The sequence below is a fragment of the Streptococcus infantis genome (assembly GCF_047464155.1).
In the GTDB taxonomy this organism is placed as follows: Bacteria; Bacillota; Bacilli; order Lactobacillales; family Streptococcaceae; genus Streptococcus; species Streptococcus infantis_U.
In genome coordinates, this window is record NZ_JASHCL010000003.1 from 171,860 (window position 1) to 189,046 (window position 17,187).

20 protein-coding genes are annotated in these 17,187 nt (G+C 40.8%); 11 read left to right on the forward strand and 9 right to left on the reverse strand.

Going from position 1 to position 17,187, the window contains the following annotated elements; genetic code table 11:
• Positions 1-13 precede the first annotated feature (13 nt).
• From fabK to QM810_RS07145, 9 genes are read left to right on the forward strand one after another with little or no spacing between them, the layout of a single operon-like run.
• Positions 14-988: an enoyl-[acyl-carrier-protein] reductase FabK gene (gene fabK / locus QM810_RS07105; protein ID WP_414254349.1), complete on the forward strand. Its 975-nt coding sequence runs from the start codon at positions 14-16 to the stop codon at positions 986-988.
• Positions 981-1,901, forward strand: a complete 921-nt coding sequence (fabD, locus tag QM810_RS07110) for an ACP S-malonyltransferase (RefSeq protein WP_414254350.1) — start codon at positions 981-983, stop codon at positions 1,899-1,901. Before fabK ends, fabD begins: the two co-directional genes overlap by 8 nt.
• 32 nt (positions 1,902-1,933) lie before the next feature.
• Positions 1,934-2,668: a 3-oxoacyl-[acyl-carrier-protein] reductase gene (gene fabG, locus QM810_RS07115; RefSeq protein WP_235083807.1), complete on the forward strand. Its 735-nt coding sequence runs from the start codon at positions 1,934-1,936 to the stop codon at positions 2,666-2,668.
• A gap of 22 nt (positions 2,669-2,690) precedes the next feature.
• Entirely contained in the window at positions 2,691-3,926 is a 1,236-nt protein-coding gene (gene fabF, locus QM810_RS07120; RefSeq protein WP_414254351.1) for a beta-ketoacyl-ACP synthase II, read from the forward strand.
• A 2-nt stretch (positions 3,927-3,928) separates the two neighbouring features.
• Positions 3,929-4,411 (forward strand): acetyl-CoA carboxylase biotin carboxyl carrier protein, encoded by a 483-nt coding sequence (accB, locus tag QM810_RS07125; protein WP_414254352.1) that lies wholly within the window; start codon positions 3,929-3,931, stop codon positions 4,409-4,411.
• Positions 4,408-4,830: a 3-hydroxyacyl-ACP dehydratase FabZ gene (fabZ, locus tag QM810_RS07130; RefSeq protein ID WP_000565515.1), complete on the forward strand. Its 423-nt coding sequence runs from the start codon at positions 4,408-4,410 to the stop codon at positions 4,828-4,830. The genes accB and fabZ overlap by 4 nt, the downstream gene beginning before the upstream one ends.
• Before the next feature lie 11 nt (positions 4,831-4,841).
• Positions 4,842-6,209, forward strand: a complete 1,368-nt coding sequence (accC, locus tag QM810_RS07135) for an acetyl-CoA carboxylase biotin carboxylase subunit (protein ID WP_414254353.1) — start codon at positions 4,842-4,844, stop codon at positions 6,207-6,209.
• A gap of 34 nt (positions 6,210-6,243) precedes the next feature.
• Positions 6,244-7,107: an acetyl-CoA carboxylase, carboxyltransferase subunit beta gene (gene accD / locus QM810_RS07140; RefSeq protein WP_414254354.1), complete on the forward strand. Its 864-nt coding sequence runs from the start codon at positions 6,244-6,246 to the stop codon at positions 7,105-7,107.
• Entirely contained in the window at positions 7,107-7,874 is a 768-nt protein-coding gene (locus tag QM810_RS07145) for an acetyl-CoA carboxylase carboxyl transferase subunit alpha (protein ID WP_414254355.1), read from the forward strand. Before accD ends, QM810_RS07145 begins: the two co-directional genes overlap by 1 nt.
• Before the next feature lie 117 nt (positions 7,875-7,991).
• Here the strand turns inward: QM810_RS07145 and nusB are convergent, their stop codons facing one another.
• The 9 genes from nusB to gatC form a co-directional block, all read right to left on the reverse strand.
• Complete coding sequence (nusB, locus tag QM810_RS07150) at positions 7,992-8,414, reverse strand: transcription antitermination factor NusB (RefSeq protein ID WP_004251901.1); 423 nt, start codon at positions 8,412-8,414, stop codon at positions 7,992-7,994.
• The gene (locus tag QM810_RS07155) at positions 8,407-8,796 is read right to left on the reverse strand and encodes an Asp23/Gls24 family envelope stress response protein (RefSeq protein ID WP_006150382.1); all 390 of its coding nucleotides are present in this window, start codon (positions 8,794-8,796) and stop codon (positions 8,407-8,409) included. Before QM810_RS07155 ends, nusB begins: the two co-directional genes overlap by 8 nt.
• A 21-nt stretch (positions 8,797-8,817) precedes the next feature.
• Entirely contained in the window at positions 8,818-9,378 is a 561-nt protein-coding gene (gene efp / locus QM810_RS07160; RefSeq protein ID WP_004251910.1) for an elongation factor P, read from the reverse strand.
• An 80-nt stretch (positions 9,379-9,458) separates the two neighbouring features.
• Entirely contained in the window at positions 9,459-10,790 is a 1,332-nt protein-coding gene (locus tag QM810_RS07165; protein ID WP_414254356.1) for an SPFH domain-containing protein, read from the reverse strand.
• Between the two features lie 9 nt (positions 10,791-10,799).
• Positions 10,800-11,768 (reverse strand): zinc-ribbon domain-containing transport protein, encoded by a 969-nt coding sequence (locus tag QM810_RS07170; protein WP_045614439.1) that lies wholly within the window; start codon positions 11,766-11,768, stop codon positions 10,800-10,802.
• A gap of 50 nt (positions 11,769-11,818) precedes the next feature.
• Positions 11,819-12,211, reverse strand: a complete 393-nt coding sequence (locus QM810_RS07175) for a hypothetical protein (protein ID WP_045614438.1) — start codon at positions 12,209-12,211, stop codon at positions 11,819-11,821.
• 51 nt (positions 12,212-12,262) lie between these two features.
• Positions 12,263-13,708 (reverse strand): Asp-tRNA(Asn)/Glu-tRNA(Gln) amidotransferase subunit GatB, encoded by a 1,446-nt coding sequence (gene gatB / locus QM810_RS07180; protein WP_414254357.1) that lies wholly within the window; start codon positions 13,706-13,708, stop codon positions 12,263-12,265.
• Positions 13,708-15,174, reverse strand: a complete 1,467-nt coding sequence (gene gatA, locus QM810_RS07185; RefSeq protein ID WP_414254358.1) for an Asp-tRNA(Asn)/Glu-tRNA(Gln) amidotransferase subunit GatA — start codon at positions 15,172-15,174, stop codon at positions 13,708-13,710. Before gatA ends, gatB begins: the two co-directional genes overlap by 1 nt.
• On the reverse strand, positions 15,174-15,476 hold the full coding sequence (gene gatC / locus QM810_RS07190) for an Asp-tRNA(Asn)/Glu-tRNA(Gln) amidotransferase subunit GatC (RefSeq protein ID WP_414254359.1): 303 nt from the start codon (positions 15,474-15,476) through the stop codon (positions 15,174-15,176). The genes gatA and gatC overlap by 1 nt, the downstream gene beginning before the upstream one ends.
• 212 nt (positions 15,477-15,688) lie before the next feature.
• On the opposite strand from gatC, the gene QM810_RS07195 reads away from it, so the two are divergent.
• Together QM810_RS07195 and QM810_RS07200 are read left to right on the forward strand one after the other, a co-directional pair.
• Positions 15,689-16,363: a TIGR02206 family membrane protein gene (locus QM810_RS07195; RefSeq protein WP_414254360.1), complete on the forward strand. Its 675-nt coding sequence runs from the start codon at positions 15,689-15,691 to the stop codon at positions 16,361-16,363.
• A gap of 34 nt (positions 16,364-16,397) precedes the next feature.
• Complete coding sequence (locus QM810_RS07200; RefSeq protein ID WP_414254361.1) at positions 16,398-17,090, forward strand: TIGR02206 family membrane protein; 693 nt, start codon at positions 16,398-16,400, stop codon at positions 17,088-17,090.
• Positions 17,091-17,187: the final 97 nt, after the last annotated feature.

The window sequence follows — 17,187 nt, forward strand, 5'->3', positions numbered from 1 at the left end:
TTATGGAGGCAATATGAAAACACGTATCACTGAACTATTAAATATTAAATATCCTATCTTCCAAGGTGGAATGGCCTGGGTGGCAGATGGCGATTTGGCTGGAGCTGTTTCAAAAGCTGGTGGTCTCGGTATCATTGGTGGAGGAAACGCACCTAAAGAAGTGGTTAAAGCCAACATCGATAAGATTAAATCTTTAACAGACAAGCCTTTTGGTGTCAATATTATGCTCTTGTCTCCATTTGTTGATGATATTGTTGACCTCGTGATTGAAGAAGGGGTTAAGGTAGTCACAACTGGTGCAGGGAACCCAAGTAAATACATGGAGCGATTCCATGAAGCAGGGATTACCGTTATTCCTGTAGTCCCAAGTGTAGCTTTGGCTAAACGCATGGAAAAAATCGGTGCAGACGCTATCATTGCAGAAGGTATGGAAGCAGGAGGACACATCGGTAAACTAACAACTATGACCTTGGTTCGTCAAGTTGCGGCGGCTGTTTCAATTCCTGTTATCGCTGCAGGTGGTATTGCAGACGGTGAGGGAGCTGCCGCTGGATTTATGCTTGGTGCAGAAGCTGTTCAAGTAGGAACTCGTTTTGTAGTTGCTAAAGAATCTAATGCTCATCCAAACTATAAAGCTAAGATTTTAAAAGCCCGTGATATTGATACAACGATTTCAGCACAACATTTTGGACACGCAGTTCGTGCCATCAAAAACCAATTGACTCGTGATTTCGAGCAAGCTGAAAAAGATGCCTTTAAACAAGAAAATCCAGATTTGGAAATCTTTGAGCAAATGGGTGCTGGAGCCTTAGCTAAGGCTGTTGTCCATGGTGATGTGGATGGCGGTTCAGTAATGGCCGGCCAGATTGCAGGTTTGGTATCGAAAGAAGAAACAGTTGAAGAAATCTTAAAAGATATCTACTATGGTGCAGCTGAGAAAATTCAAAAAGAAGCCGCTCGTTGGGCAGGAGTTACAAGAAATGACTAAAACAGCCTTTCTATTTGCAGGTCAAGGAGCCCAGTACCTTGGAATGGGACGTGAACTATACGACCAATATGCTATCGTCAAGGAAACAATCGACCAAGCTAGCCAGGTCTTAGGTTATGATCTTCGTGACTTGATTGATAACGATGAAACGAAGCTAAATCAGACTCGTTACACACAACCAGCTATTTTGGCTACATCCGTTTCCATTTACCGACTACTAAAGGAGAAGGGTTACCAACCAGATATGGTGGCAGGTCTGTCTCTTGGTGAATATTCTGCCCTCGTAGCTAGTGGTGCTTTGGATTTTGAGGATGCGGTGGCTCTAGTTGCTAAGCGTGGATCTTATATGGAAGAAGCGGCACCTGCTGGGTCTGGTAAAATGGTAGCCGTACTCAATACTCCAGTTGAAGTTATTGAACAAGCTTGTCAAGAAGCTTCTCAACTTGGTGTTGTGACTCCAGCTAACTACAATACCCCAAGTCAAATTGTTATTGGTGGTGAGGTGGTTGCTGTAGATCGTGCAGTTGAACTTTTGCAGGAAGCGGGAGCAAAACGCTTGATTCCTCTAAATGTTTCTGGACCTTTCCATACAGCTTTATTGGAGCCTGCAAGTCAAAAATTAGCACAAGCCCTGACAGCAGTTGAATTTTCTGATTTTGCTTGTCCTCTTGTTGGTAATACAGAAGCAAAGGTCATGGAAAATGAACGAATTGCAGAACTCTTGACTCGTCAAGTTAAGGAACCTGTTCGTTTTTATGAAAGCATTGCAGTCATGCAAGAAGCGGGAGTCACTCGTTTTATCGAGATTGGCCCTGGAAAAGTCTTGTCAGGATTCGTCAAAAAGATTGATAAAACTGCTCAACTTGCAAATGTTGAAGATCAAGCAAGTCTACAAGCACTCTTAGAAAATTAGACCAAAATGGTAGAAGTTCTGAAAGGAGAAAAATGAAACTAGAACAGAAAAATGTCTTTATTACAGGCTCAAGTCGAGGAATTGGTCTCGCCATTGCTCATAAATTTGCTAGCTTGGGAGCTAACGTTGTCTTGAATAGTCGTGGTGAAATCTCCGAGGAGCTTCTAAACGAGTTTAAACCATATGGTGTGAAGGTACTTGCTATTTCTGGTGATGTCTCAGACTTCACAGATGCAAAACGCATGGTGGATCAAGCGATTGAAGAACTAGGTTCAGTTGATGTCCTAGTGAATAATGCTGGGATTACTCAAGACACCCTCATGCTGAAGATGACAGAAGAAGATTTTGAGAAGGTCTTGAAAATCAATTTGACAGGTGCCTTCAATATGACACAAGCTGTTTTGAAACAGATGATAAAAGCACGTGAAGGTGCCATTATCAACATGTCGAGTGTTGTCGGTTTGATGGGAAATATCGGTCAAGCAAACTACGCTGCTTCTAAAGCTGGTCTGATTGGATTTACTAAATCAGTAGCACGTGAAGTTGCCAATCGAAATGTTCGCGTCAATGCCATTGCTCCAGGAATGATCGAATCAGACATGACTGCGGTTCTATCTGATAAGGTGAAAGATGCTATGTTAGCACAAATTCCGATGAAACAATTTGGCCAAGCTGAGCAAGTCGCAGAGGTCACAGCCTTTCTTGCAAGTCAAGATTATCTAACGGGACAAGTCATTGCAATTGATGGTGGACTAACCATGCAATAAGAGTTAAAATAGAGGTATGAAAATGAAACTAAATCGAGTAGTAGTAACAGGTTATGGATTAACATCTCCAATCGGGAACACACCAGAAGAATTTTGGAACAATCTAAAAGATGGAAACATTGGAATTGGTGAAATCACTAAGTTTGATCACAGCGCTTTTGATGTTCATAATGCAGCAGAAATTAACGATTTTCCGTTTGACAAATACTTTGTAAAAAAGGATACTAATCGTTTCGATGATTATTCTTTATATGCCTTGTATGCAGCTCAAGAAGCAGTGAACAATGCTAATCTTGACGTAGAAGCGCTTGATAAAGACCGCTTTGGTGTCATTGTTGCATCAGGTATTGGTGGAATCAGAGAAATCGAAGACCAAGTGCTTCGTCTTCACGAAAAAGGTCCAAAACGTGTAAAACCATTGACACTTCCAAAAGCCTTGCCAAACATGGCTGCAGGTAATGTTGCTATGCGCTTTGGTGCCAATGGTATCTGTAAATCTATCAATACTGCTTGTGCTTCATCAAATGATGCTATCGGAGATGCCTTCCGTTCTATCAAATTTGGTTTCCAAGATATCATGCTAGTTGGTGGTTCAGAATCTTCTATTACACCATTTGCGATTGCCGGTTTCCAAGCCTTAACAGCTCTTTCAACAACAGAGGATCCAACTCGTGCTTCTATTCCATTTGACAAAGACCGTAATGGATTTGTTATGGGTGAAGGATCAGGTATGTTAGTCCTTGAAAGTTTAGAGCATGCTGAAAAACGCGGTGCAACTATCCTAGCTGAAGTTGTCGGTTACGGGAATACTTGTGATGCCTACCATATGACTTCACCACATCCAGAAGGCCAAGGTGCTATTAAAGCTATCAAACTTGCCTTGGAGGAAGCTGAGATTACACCAGACCAAGTAGCTTATGTCAATGCACACGGTACATCAACTCCAGCTAATGAAAAAGGAGAAAGCGGAGCGATTGTAGCGGTTCTCGGTAAAGAAGTACCTGTATCTTCAACCAAGTCATTTACAGGACACTTGCTCGGTGCAGCAGGTGCAGTTGAAGCCATTGCAACAATTGAAGCAATCCGTAACAACTATGTTCCAATGACAGCTGGAACAACAGAATTGTCAGATTACATCGAAGCAAACGTTATTTATGGACAAGGTGTGGAACGTGAAATTCCTTATGCTATCTCAAATACTTTTGGATTTGGTGGGCATAATGCAGTTCTTGCTTTCAAACGTTGGGAGAATAAGTAAAGATGAATTTAAATGAAATCAAAGACTTGATGGCACAATTTGACCAGTCAAGCTTGAAAGAATTTTCTTATAAAAATGGAACGGACGAGTTGGTCTTCAGTAAGAATGAAGCAAAACTTGTTACAGAAACAAGTCCAGCACCTCAACCAGTGGTTTCAGCAGCTGCACCTACAGTTGCACCACAAGCTCAAACTACAGCACCAGCTGTAGAAACTGCTCCAGAATCAATACTTACTGAATCTGTAGCTGAAGGAGACCTTGTAGAAAGTCCGCTTGTTGGAGTTGCATACTTGGCTGCCGGACCAGACAAACCTAATTTTGTTTCAGTCGGTGATACTGTCAAAAAAGGCCAAACCTTGGTCATCATCGAAGCTATGAAGGTTATGAACGAAATTCCAGCACCTAAAGACGGTGTCGTAACAGAAATTCTTGTTGAAAATGAAGAAATGGTTGAGTTCGGGAAAGGCTTGGTACGTATCAAATGATTGATATTCAAGGAATTAAAGAAGCTTTGCCACACCGCTATCCCATGCTTTTAGTGGACCGTGTCTTGGAAGTTAGCGAAGACACCATTGTTGCTATTAAAAATGTAACGATTAACGAACCTTTCTTCAACGGTCATTTTCCTCAATACCCAGTTATGCCTGGAGTCCTCATTATGGAAGCCTTGGCTCAGACAGCAGGTGTTTTGGAATTGTCTAAACCTGAAAACAAAGGGAAACTTGTCTTCTATGCTGGTATGGACAAAGTGAAATTTAAGAAACAAGTTGTTCCTGGTGATCAGCTTGTCATGACAGCAACTTTTGTCAAACGTCGTGGCACAATCGCCGTAGTAGAAGCGAAGGCAGAAGTAGATGGTAAGCTTGCAGCAAGCGGTACTCTGACCTTTGCTATTGGAAACTAGGGAGGTTTTCCATGTTTCGTAAGATTTTAATTGCCAATCGTGGTGAAATTGCTGTTCGTATTATTCGTGCGGCACGAGAGTTAGGAATTGCAACAGTCGCTGTTTATTCAACTGCTGACAAGGAAGCTCTCCACATGCTTTTGGCTGATGAGGCTATCTGTATCGGCCCTGGGAAGGCTACAGAATCTTATCTGAACATCAATGCTATCCTATCAGCTGCGGTTTTGACTGAAGCTGAAGCTATTCACCCTGGATTTGGTTTTTTAAGTGAAAATTCCAAGTTTGCAACCATGTGTGAAGAAGTTGGTATCAAGTTTATCGGACCATCAGCTTGTGTCATGGATGTCATGGGAGATAAAATTAACGCCCGTGCTCAAATGATTAAGGCAAACGTGCCTGTCATTCCAGGATCAGATGGAGAAGTCCATACTGCAGAAGAGGCTCTGGCTATTGCCGAAAAAATTGGTTATCCAGTTATGCTGAAAGCTTCAGCTGGAGGAGGTGGTAAAGGGATTCGTAAGGTTGAAAAGGCAGAGGATCTTGTGTCAGCCTTTGAAACAGCCTCTAGTGAAGCTAAAGCCAACTTTGGTAATGGGGCTATGTATCTTGAGCGTGTAATTTATCCTGCTCGCCATATTGAAGTACAGATTCTTGCTGACCAGATGGGACATGTTATTCACCTAGGAGAGCGTGACTGTTCGCTTCAACGGAATAACCAAAAGGTTTTAGAAGAAAGTCCTTCGATTGCTATCGGGAAAACACTGCGTAATGAAATTGGTGCTGCAGCAGTCCGTGCAGCGGAGTCGGTTGGTTATGAGAATGCTGGTACCATTGAATTCCTACTAGATGAAGCAACTGGCAAATTCTACTTTATGGAGATGAATACGCGTGTCCAAGTGGAACACCCGGTAACTGAATTTGTTTCAGGTGTGGATATTGTCAAGGAACAAATCCGAATCGCTGCAGGTCAATCTTTGACCTTGAAGCAAGAAGACATTGTTCTAAAAGGACATGCTATTGAGTGCCGTATCAATGCAGAAAACCCAGCCTTTAATTTTGCACCAAGTCCAGGTAAGATTACCAATCTTTATCTACCAAGTGGTGGTGTGGGCTTGCGAGTGGACTCAGCAGTTTATCCTGGTTATACCATTCCGCCATACTATGATAGTATGATTGCTAAAATTATTGTTCATGGCGAAAATCGTTTTGATGCACTCATGAAAATGCAACGAGCTCTTTATGAGCTCGAAATTGAAGGGGTTGTCACTAATGCTGATTTCCAACTCGATTTGATTTCAGATCGACGCGTGATTGCAGGAGACTACGACACCTCATTCTTGATGGAAACTTTCTTACCACATTATCAAGAAAAAGAATAATGTAAAAATAGTATAAGACTGAAAAGGGGGATGTATGGCTCTATTTAGTAAAAAAGATAAATATATTCGAATCAATCCCAATCGTTCGACTGTAAATCAACCTCAGATCAAGCCAGAGGTTCCAGATGAGCTCTTCTCCCAATGTCCAGGTTGCAAATATACGATTTACCAAAAGGACTTGGGGAGTGAACGTATTTGTCCTCATTGTGGCTATACCTTCCGTATTTCAGCTCAAGAGCGCCTTGCTTTAACCATTGATATGGGAAGCTTCCTAGAGATGTTCACAGGAATTGAGACGCAAGATCCATTGGAATTTTCAGGTTACCAGAAAAAATTAGCCTCTATGCGTGAAAAAACAGGTCTTGATGAGGCTGTTGTCACAGGAACTGCTTTGATTAAGGGTGAAAAAGTTGCTCTCGGAATCATGGATTCTAATTTTATCATGGCATCTATGGGAACAGTAGTTGGTGAAAAAATCACTCGTTTGTTTGAATACGCGACAGCTGAAAAATTACCAGTCGTCTTGTTTACAGCATCTGGTGGAGCACGTATGCAAGAAGGAATCATGAGTTTGATGCAGATGGCTAAAATCTCTGCAGCAGTTAAACGTCATTCCAATGCAGGTCTCTTTTACCTAACAATCCTTACTGATCCAACCACTGGTGGTGTTACAGCTTCCTTTGCTATGGAGGGTGATATCATCTTGGCAGAGCCTCAAAGTTTAGTAGGATTTGCTGGACGCCGTGTCATTGAAAATACCGTAAGGGAAGATTTGCCAGAGGATTTCCAGAAGGCAGAGTTTTTGTTAGAACATGGCTTTGTGGATGCGATTGTTAAACGGAGAGAATTGCCAGATATGATTGCTCGATTAGTAAGGTTACATAAGGGGGATTGTTGATGAATATTGCAAAAATCGTCAGAGAAGCACGTGAACAAACCCGCTTAACTGCCTTGGACTTCGCAACAGGAATATTTGATGACTTTGTAGAGCTACATGGTGATCGCTCTTTCCGAGATGATGGTGCTGTTATTGGTGGTATCGGTTGGTTGGGAGACCAAGCGGTAACTGTTGTTGGGATCCAAAAAGGTAAAAGCTTACAAGATAATCTTAATCGTAACTTTGGACAACCTCATCCTGAAGGTTATCGAAAAGCCCTTCGCTTGATGAAGCAGGCTGAAAAATTTGGCCGCCCTGTTGTAACCTTTATCAACACGGCAGGTGCCTATCCTGGTGTTGGAGCAGAGGAACGTGGTCAAGGTGAAGCTATTGCTCGTAACCTCATGGAGATGAGCGATCTTAAGGTGCCGATAATCGCTATTATTATTGGTGAAGGTGGTTCTGGTGGAGCCCTCGCTCTTGCCGTAGCAGACCGTGTTTGGATGTTAGAAAACTCAATCTATGCAGTTCTCAGTCCTGAAGGATTTGCGTCTATTCTTTGGAAAGATGGCAGTCGTGCCATGGAAGCTGCAGAGTTGATGAAAATTACTTCTTTCGAATTGCTAGATATGAAGATTGTAGATAAGGTTATTTCTGAGGTGGGCCTATCAAGCAAAGATTTAATCAAGCAAGTCAAAGAACAACTCCGAGCAGAACTTGATGAACTTGGTAAACTGCCACTAGATCAACTCATTGAAGATCGTTACCAACGCTTTAGAAAATATTAAAAACATAAAAAAGCTAGAACTATTATAAGTTCTAGCTTTTTTGTTAACCTGGACTCCAAGTTTCGATGGAAGTGTAGTAAAAAAGTGTTTGATAATAGTCAAACACTTTTTCTATAGTTAGTTTTCTTCAGTTACAAACTGGCTGAGCAGTCCGTTGATGAAACGGGCTGATTTTTGATCTGAAAAGCTTTTTGCAAGTTCAATAGCTTCATTCACAGCTACGAGTTGAGGAGTATCAAATGAAGTGATTTCGAAAACTCCCAAACGCAATAAATTCTTTTCAACTAAGGTTAAACGTTCAATCGTCCAACCAGACTTTAAATGCTGAGTGATTTGTTTGTCTAGTTCCTCTTTTTGAGCTTGAACACCAGATACAAGATCGATTAGGAAGCTAGGGAGTTTTACCTCGTCGTCTTCTCGATCATGAGTATAAGCGAAGCGACAAGCTGTTTCAATATCAGAACCATATTCAAGACTCATCAGTGCTTGGAAGGCACATTTTCGTAGTTCGCGTCTAGATTCTAATAATGGACTAGTCATTGAGGAAGTCCTCATCAAACAAATCTTTTAATGCTGGTTTTGGTGTCTTATCTGGTGCAATACCAGCAACGTGAATATTCACAGCATTGAGTTCAACATCAGCCATATTACGAACGGCATCTTTTACAGCTTTTTGAATAGCCATTGCAACCTTAGGAACCTTGACACCATACTCAAGATAGAGATAGATATCAGCTGTTAGCTCTTCTTCAGATTCTTTTAGATAGACACCACGACCAAGTGAAAGTTTTGAAAGGGTGTCAGATACTGATTTGTTTGAAAAAGAGTGGACACCATCAACTTTAGCTGTAGCGATTGCAATGATTTTTTCAAGTACACGTGGGGCGATAACGATTTCGCCTAATTGTTCTTCAATTCCCATAGAATGACCTCTTTCTAGAGATTAGGCACGAGAAACGTAAGTTCCTTCTGCAGTGTTGATAACGAGTTTTTGTCCTGCTTCGATGAAGTCTGGAACGTTAACGACAAGTCCAGTTTCCATTGTAGCTGGTTTACCAGAACCGGTAACAGTAGCACCTTTAATAGAAGGTTGAGTTTCGGCAACTGTCAATTCAACAGTTGTAGGTACTGTTACACCGATTACTTCAGTTCCATAAAATTGAATTTTAACTTCAGAATTTTCAAGGATGTAAAGCAATTCATTTTCAACATTTACAACAGGAATTTCGTATTGGTCGTAAGTTTCAGTGTTCATGAAATAAGCTGTATCATCCATTTTGTACAAGTATTGTGCTGGCACAGTTTCGATAATCGCTTGTTCAAATTTTTCCTCTGGGCGGTAGCTAGTTTCAAATGTTGAACCAGTACGGACATCACGTAATTTCATACGCATGATAGTGTTTCCTTTACCTGGTTTGTGGTGGCTAGCTTCCAAAACGCGGATCAATTTTCCGTCAGCTGTTTCAAAGGTCATACCAGCCTTTAATTTACTTGCTTCAATCATGTTTTTACCTCTTTAATAAAATAATTTACTCTTTATTGTATCATAAGTCGTAAGATTTCTCAAATATCAGGGAAGTGAGATTAGTTGACAGGAACGATGTTTCCTTCTTCGTCTTTGGTTACCAATACGTACTTGCCATCGACTTCGATGTAGAAGTTTTTATTAGTTGGTTTTTCTTGACTAGTAGTTTCTTCTGCAGGAGTTGTTACTTCTTGAGTTGTAGATTCTTGAACAGGAGTTGTTACTTCTGGATTAGTAGTTTCTACTGAGTTAGCGGGTTGTTCAGGGATAACAGTTTCTACTGGGCTAGCAACTTGCTCTGGATTTGCAGTTTGTACCGTAGTAAAAGCTTGGTTTGGATCAGCGGGTTGTACTGGGGGAACGGTTTGATTTGGGCTAACAGGTTGAGCTTGTTGGGTGAGTTGGCCACCGAGAGTTTGACCGAGATTCATTCCCATAAACATATTCATACCATTGCCATTACCTTCATTGTTAGCTGCAGCAATAAGGGCTTCGTTACGAGCACGACGTTCTTCAATTTCGATGGTATTGTATTTCATAGCAACGAGTTCGCTATCAAGTTTACGAACAATTTCTAGACTTTCTTGGTCGTAACTGAGATCTTCAAGCAAGATATTGGTTGCTTCGATACCATAAAGTCCTGTCCAAACCTTGTTAACTTCTTGTTTAGCTACTTCATTAAAAGTATCTTGGTTAGCATTTAGGCTATAGATATCAACTCCGTTTTCATTGGTATACTTAGCGATAGCAATTGCGATTTTTGGAGAGATATTTTGTCGAAGTGTTCCTTGAGCAATATCTTGGATTGTAAATGGTTTATGATCTTCAATTTGTTGACTAATAGAGCTAACATAGAAAAGAACTGGATCCGCAACCTTAATATCAAACAAGCCGTAGAAACGAATGTTGAGCAATTGTTGGTAACGTTCACTGAAATACTCTACAGCATTTTGGGTACCAAATTTATTCCCTGCAATTGGTTGCATACGGATAAAGATGATTTCTTGTCGAGTAATAACTTGTCCACCAAAAGAGAAGCGGTTTTTGAAGTTTTCCCAAGTACCCTTGATTCCACCTTTTTCAAGGAGCCAAGCGTTATCACCTGCACGCCATTCATGGCTTCCGGCTTCAAGTACATCCCCTAGGAAGGTACCGTTATTGACAAGAACAGCAACATATCCTTGAGGGACAATAACAACAGAACCGTCTGTTAAAAGACCAGTATTTTGGTTGCTTTGTCTTGAACCACCGTCAGGATCTTTTGTAAGCAATTGTCCCTTGATGGCCATGACGTCTGAAGAGACGTGGTCTGGAAGTACAACGGCTTCCTTGAATTTGCTATCATTAAAACTATTTAGCCCAGCTGAAAGGGCAGCACGAATAAATCCCATAATTTCCTCCTAATTATAAAGTTCGTCTTCATCCACAACTTCATAGGTATCAAGAACCCATTGATTTGGACTACGTGTGAGTTCAGCTCCGCAATAATCACATTGACTAATAGCTGAGATTTTAAGTGGAGCACCACAGTTTGGACAGTGGTCGCTAACAGCTTCATCTTGAACATTGTTTTCAGTTTGGCTACCATGTTTGCGGATGAAGTTCATTTGATAAACTGTAAATAGATCTTGTTGAGGATCTCCTTCGATAACCTTACGAGTCTTATCTTCGATGACATAGTCTCTCAAAGTAGATGAAAGGATAACCACTAAAGTATCATTTCCATCTGGATTTTCGTAGAAATCTTTGATTCGAACATTTTCAACGTAAACACGTTCCAAAACATTCGTTGTTTGAGATTGGATATAGTCTTCCAGTTGAGCACTGTGTTGAGAATAGAGGCTAGCACTTTCAAGTGAGCGCACCAAATTCCAATCTTTTTTAGTCCAGGCTGCCTGTAATTGGATGTAAACTTCTCTAACCCATGAAGTGAAAGCATCCGCATCAAAGTTTGGATCACCATGGTGTACACGATTAATAGCCAAGGTGTTATTTTCAACTCGACGGTGAAGTATTGGTTCAACATTGTATCCAGTTGAGTTTCCGTATGATTTACCAGATGACGAATTTTGGTCACTCAAATATTTGATGAGCATGAAGAGTAGGAAAGCCCCAACACCAAACATGATAAGAATGTTCATTCCGGTCCCTAGAGAACCTCCTGAACTTGAGTATCTATTGTTAGAATGATAACTGCTTCGTGAAGAAGAACTACTACTAGAACGACTTCGGCTACTGCTACTACTTCGAGAGCTGCTGCGGCTAGAGCTACCACTTCGAGAATGTCCGACACCCGCATCTATTGATTGAAGAGGTGTCACAAAGATAAGAAGCAAGAAGGTAGCGATAAGAGTATATAACTTTTTCATATGTCTCCTAACTATGTGAGTACAAAAATAGTTTTTGGTAAATTATATGTCTATAAAGAGTTTTTGAGTTTTATAGTTTTATTTTCAATAAACCATCCTATAATCCAACCACATACGAGTAAATAATTCTCGATAGCACCAATCGCATTAACAGGAGAATGATATTCAATAAAATTTAACAAATGATTTGTTCCTATTCCTATACCACCAATGATGAGGGCAAGAAGGGCAATTCTCAGGTAAAACCAATCGTATTTAATATTAACAGCAAGAATAATAATTAAAACGGCTAGATTCCAAATTCCAATTTCTCTTTGCCATCCTGCAGAAATACCGTAACCAGAATGCTCTCCCATATATGATGGGAGAAAGATTTGTAGAATGGAAGCACCCAACATGGCGACAATAACTAAGATAAATAGTACTCGTAAAAATTTGTTCATTCATTCTCCTTATTCTATTTTTAGTAGAAAAGGCTATTAACGAAAGTATATTTACTCGTTCTCTTTCAACTTAGCCAATTCTTGGGCAAGTAGTTTAAGAGCTACTTGTGGGTTGGCTTGGCCTTTGGTTGCTTTCATGAGGAATCCTGTGAAGGCCTTGTCAGCGTTTCGTTTTCCTGACTTGAAGTCGGCAACAGCAGCTTCATTATCCGCAAAGACTTGATGAATAATTGGAATCAAAACATCAGGATCTGAGATTTGAACTAAACCAGCTTTTTCCACGTATTCACGAGCTCCACCGCCGTTTTTAGCTAGGTGGACAAAAACTTTCTTGGCAATCTTAGATGAGATAGTACCGTCTTCGATGATAGCAATCATTTCTACCAAGTTTTCTGGTGTCAATTGGATTTGTTCTAGTGTCTTGCCTTCCGCGTTCAAGAATTGAGCGACTTCACCTTGTAGCCAGTTAGAGACTTGTTTAGCATCACCACCAAGAGCGACAGCTTTTTCAAAGAAGTCAGAAGTGACTTTGTTGGCAGTCAACTGGCTAGCATCGTAGTCTGATAGACCAAGGTCAGATACGTAGCGAGCACGGCGTTCTTTTGGAAATTCTGGCAACTCAGTGCGCATTTCCTCAATCCACTCATCTGAGATTTCAAAGAGTGGTAGATCTGGTTCTGGGAAGTAGCGGTAGTCTGCAGCACCTTCCTTAACACGCATGAGGATAGTTGCTTTATTAGCTTCGTCGTAACGACGTGTTTCTTGGCGAATTTGACCACCTGAGCGAAGGATTTCAGCCTGACGTTGCACTTCGTATTCAAGACCCTTACGCACGTTTGAGAAGGAGTTGAGGTTTTTCAACTCAGTCTTGGTACCGAATTTCTCTTGACCATAAGGACGAAGAGAGATATTGGCATCCACACGCATAGACCCTTCCTCCATCTTAACGTCAGAAATACCAGCGTACTGAATAACTTCCTTAAGAGCTGTTAGATAAGCGTAGGCTTCTTCTGGTGAACGCATGTCGGCTTCAGATACGATCTCAATCAACGGCACTCCTTGACGGTTGAGGTCAACATAAGAGTAGCCATCTGTACCGTGGGTATTTTTACCAGCGTCTTCTTCCAAGTGAGCACGTTCAATACCGATTTTCTTAGTCGTACCGTCTTCTAGCTCAACTTCAATCCATCCGTTATAACCAATTGGCTCATCAAACTGAGAAATTTGGTAGGCTTTAGGATTGTCAGGATAGAAGTAGTTCTTGCGGTCAAAGTGCATCTTCTGGTGTATGTCCATGTTGAGGGCAAGAGCTGCCTTGATACCAGCATCCACAACACCTTTATTGAGAACAGGTAGTACTCCTGGGAAAGACCAGTCAATTACGTTAGTATTGGCGTTTTGGTCATTTCCAAAGTGGGCAGAAGTAGGTGAGAAGATTTTTGAATTGGTGTTGAGCTCTACGTGGACTTCAAGTCCAATGACTGTTTCAAAGTTCATTAGTTATCACCTCCAAAAATCACGGGTTGTTGTTTGTGGTAGTCTGTTGTTGCTTCAAAAGCAGCAGCAGCTTGGTAAATAGTCTTTTCTGAATATTTAGGACCAATCAATTGGAGTCCTACTGGTAGACCTTGAACAAATCCAGCAGGAATAGAAATTCCTGGCAGACCAGCCAAGTTGACAGGGATAGTCAAAAGGTCAGCCAAGTACATAGCAACTGGATCATGGTTGAGTGAATCCAAGTCGTAGGCAACGCTAGGAGCAGTTGGTCCCAAAATCAAGTCATAATCAGCAAAGACTTTTTCGAAATCTTGGATGATGAGGGTACGGACTTGTCCAGCCTTCTTGTAGTAGGCATCATAGTAACCTGATGAAAGACTGAAAGTACCAAGCATGATACGGCGTTTTACTTCTTCGCCGAAGCCTTGGCTACGGCTGTTTACATAGATTTCATCAAGATTCGTTGCATCCTCTGCGCGGTAGCCGTAACGGATACCGTCAAAACGTTGTAAGTTTGAAGAAGCTTCAGATGAAGCGATGATGTAGTAAACTGCAACCCCGTATTTAGAGTGTGGAAGGCTGACTTCTTCTACAACTGCACCAAGTTTTTCAAAGTGCTTAGCGGCGTTGAGGATAGTTTCCTTAACTTCTGGGTCAATCCCTTCACCAAGGTATTCCTTAGGCAAAGCAATTTTCATGCCCTTGATGTCTTGACCGATTTTTGAAGTAAAGTCAGCAATGCGGACTGGAGCAGAAGTAGAGTCTTTTGCATCTTCGCTAGTAATAGCATTGAGTAAGAGCGCATTTTCTTTAACGGTTGGTGCGAAAGGTCCAATCTGGTCTAATGAGCTACCAAAGGCAATAAGACCGAAACGTGAAACTGTTCCGTAAGTTGGTTTGAGACCAACAATCCCGTTGAAGGCAGCAGGTTGGCGGATAGAACCACCAGTATCAGAACCAAGTGATAAACGGACTTGTCCAGAAGCTACAGCTGCAGCTGAACCACTTGATGATCCACCAGGAACCTTGCTGTGGTTCCAAGCATTCTTGGTTGGTCCATAGTAAGAAGTCTCACCTGATCCACCCATGGCAAACTCGTCCATGTTGGTTTTTCCGACGACAATCATGCCCTTAGATTTTGCATTGGCAACAGCTGTTGCATCAAAGATAGGCTCGTAGTTGTAGAGCATTTTAGAGGCAGCGGTTGTGAGGATACCGTCAGTAGAGATATTATCCTTAACTGCCAGTGGAATTCCTGAAAGGACATTATCGGCGTCAATTCCAGCTTCATCAATAGCCTTAGCTTGAGCAAGAGCTTGGTCCTCAGCAATCGTAACGAAGGCATTGATAGCCTCTTCGCGTGATTTGATATCTTCAAGAGTTGCTTGTGTTAGTTCTGTTGCTGAAATTTCCTTAGAAACAAGGAGGTTGTGCAACTCTTCAATGGTTTTATGATTAAAAGTCATTAGGCATCTCCTCCGTCGTCTAGGATAGCTGGTACCTTGATATAGTAGTTTTCTTTTTCAGGTACATTTTTAAATAAGCGGTCACGGTCTGTTCCTTCTTCGGCCACATCAGGTCGGAGAACAGTTTTACGGTCAGCCATCGTTGTAGTAGGTGCGACACTAGTTGTGTCAACTTCACTTAACAATTCGACCATATCAACAATTTTTGAGAGTGTTGTCGCAAATGAAGCAGTTTCTTCTTCTGAGAATTTTAATTTTGAAAGATTGGCAACGTGAGTCACCTCTTCTTGCGTAATTTTCATCTTTTATCCTTTCGTGAAATGATGATTCTTTATCTGTTCTATTTTACCATATTTTCCTATAAATAAGGCAAGTCAAACTGAAAAGAAATAGAAATTGAAAAATACTTTTTAATTCGATATAATGGTTGAAATTAGAAGAAAGAACAACAGTCGTTTTTAGTTGGTAAAAAGAATGTATCATTAACCCAACTAGAAGACGTTAAGGATGACACATGACGCTTTGGGAGTTATTTTTTACCAGTAAAAAGACAGTCCCTCCTCATTTGGGGACATGGTACTTTTTATTACCGACTTCTTTGGTAATCATAGCTGTTTTATCGATTCGTTTCGCATCATCTAAAGGTTACAGAAACTTTTGGTATTGGGGACAATTGATTCAGTTACTGATTATCAACGCTTGGTATATTGCTGCACGTCTGCCCCTATCTGAGGCTCTCCCTTTTTACCATAGTCGCATGGCTATGTGGATGATTCTTTTTGCCCCTAATAAGACCTTTTTCAAGCAATATTTTGCCTTAGTGGGAGTTTTTGGTTCAATCATGGCCTTAGTTTATCCAGTCTTTTATCCTTTTCCTTTCCCTCATGTTTCGTCTGTGAATAATGTTTTCGGGCACTGGGCCCTCTTGGCTAACTGCTTGATTTATCTTGTTAGATATTATAAAGTTGAAAAAGGGGATACTTGGAAAATATGCCGGACGACTCTTGGAGTCAATGCCATTATCTTTCTAGCCAATCTTTTGACAGGAGGAAATTATGGCTTTATGAGTAAGCCCCCTGTGATTGGGGATCATGGCGCTTTGGTTAATTATTTGATAGTAACTAGTTTGATGACAGGTATTCTCATCCTTATCAATCAACTCGTTAAATATAAATATAAGAATAGTTAATGTACAACTGAATTCGTTACCTTAAGGAGATTTTATGCATCATTTTATTACAAGAACCCAAACCACACCACCTCCTATTCCCATTTTTTGGTATGGAGTCATGATAGGCCTTCTTGCACTATCTATATATGGGTCCCTTACTTACTACAAAAATCCCAAATTTGTTCGATTGTTTAAGTGGATTCAAATTGCGCAACTGCTAGCTCTTTACACTTGGTATATAGGTTTTAGCATTCCATTTTCGAACAGCCTACCTCTTTACCATTGTCGTTTGGCCATGTTTGCGGTTGTTTTCTTACCAGACAGATGGAAAACCAAGCAGTATTTTGCCCTTATGGGAGCTAGTGGAGCAGTGTTTGCCTTGGGATACCCTGTTTTCGACCCCTATGACTTTCCGCATATTACCAGCTTTTCTTTCTTGATTGGTCATTATGCACTTTTGGTTAATTCCTTGGTTTATCTCATGAATCACTATGATAAAACCCTGCTTAAAAAGTATCGTATTATTGCCTACACTTTTATTCTTAATATATTTCTAGTTGGAATCAATCAAGTGACAGGTGGAAACTATGGGCTTTTGAATACTACGCCTTTTATTCCAGATGCTCCTATATGGATAAAGTATCTTTTAGTTTCAATCATTCTTTCTTCAGCTTTAGTACTCTTTGATATTTTGTTTAAGAAACGCTGGCAAAAGAAAATTGCTCTAGAAACAATTAATTTGTAAAGAGATATTAAGGGTGATAAATATAAATAGTCAATAAAAGAATCTTATGAGCGGGTCTACCATTTTGGCCTGCTTTTTCTTTTATAAGCGATTGAAA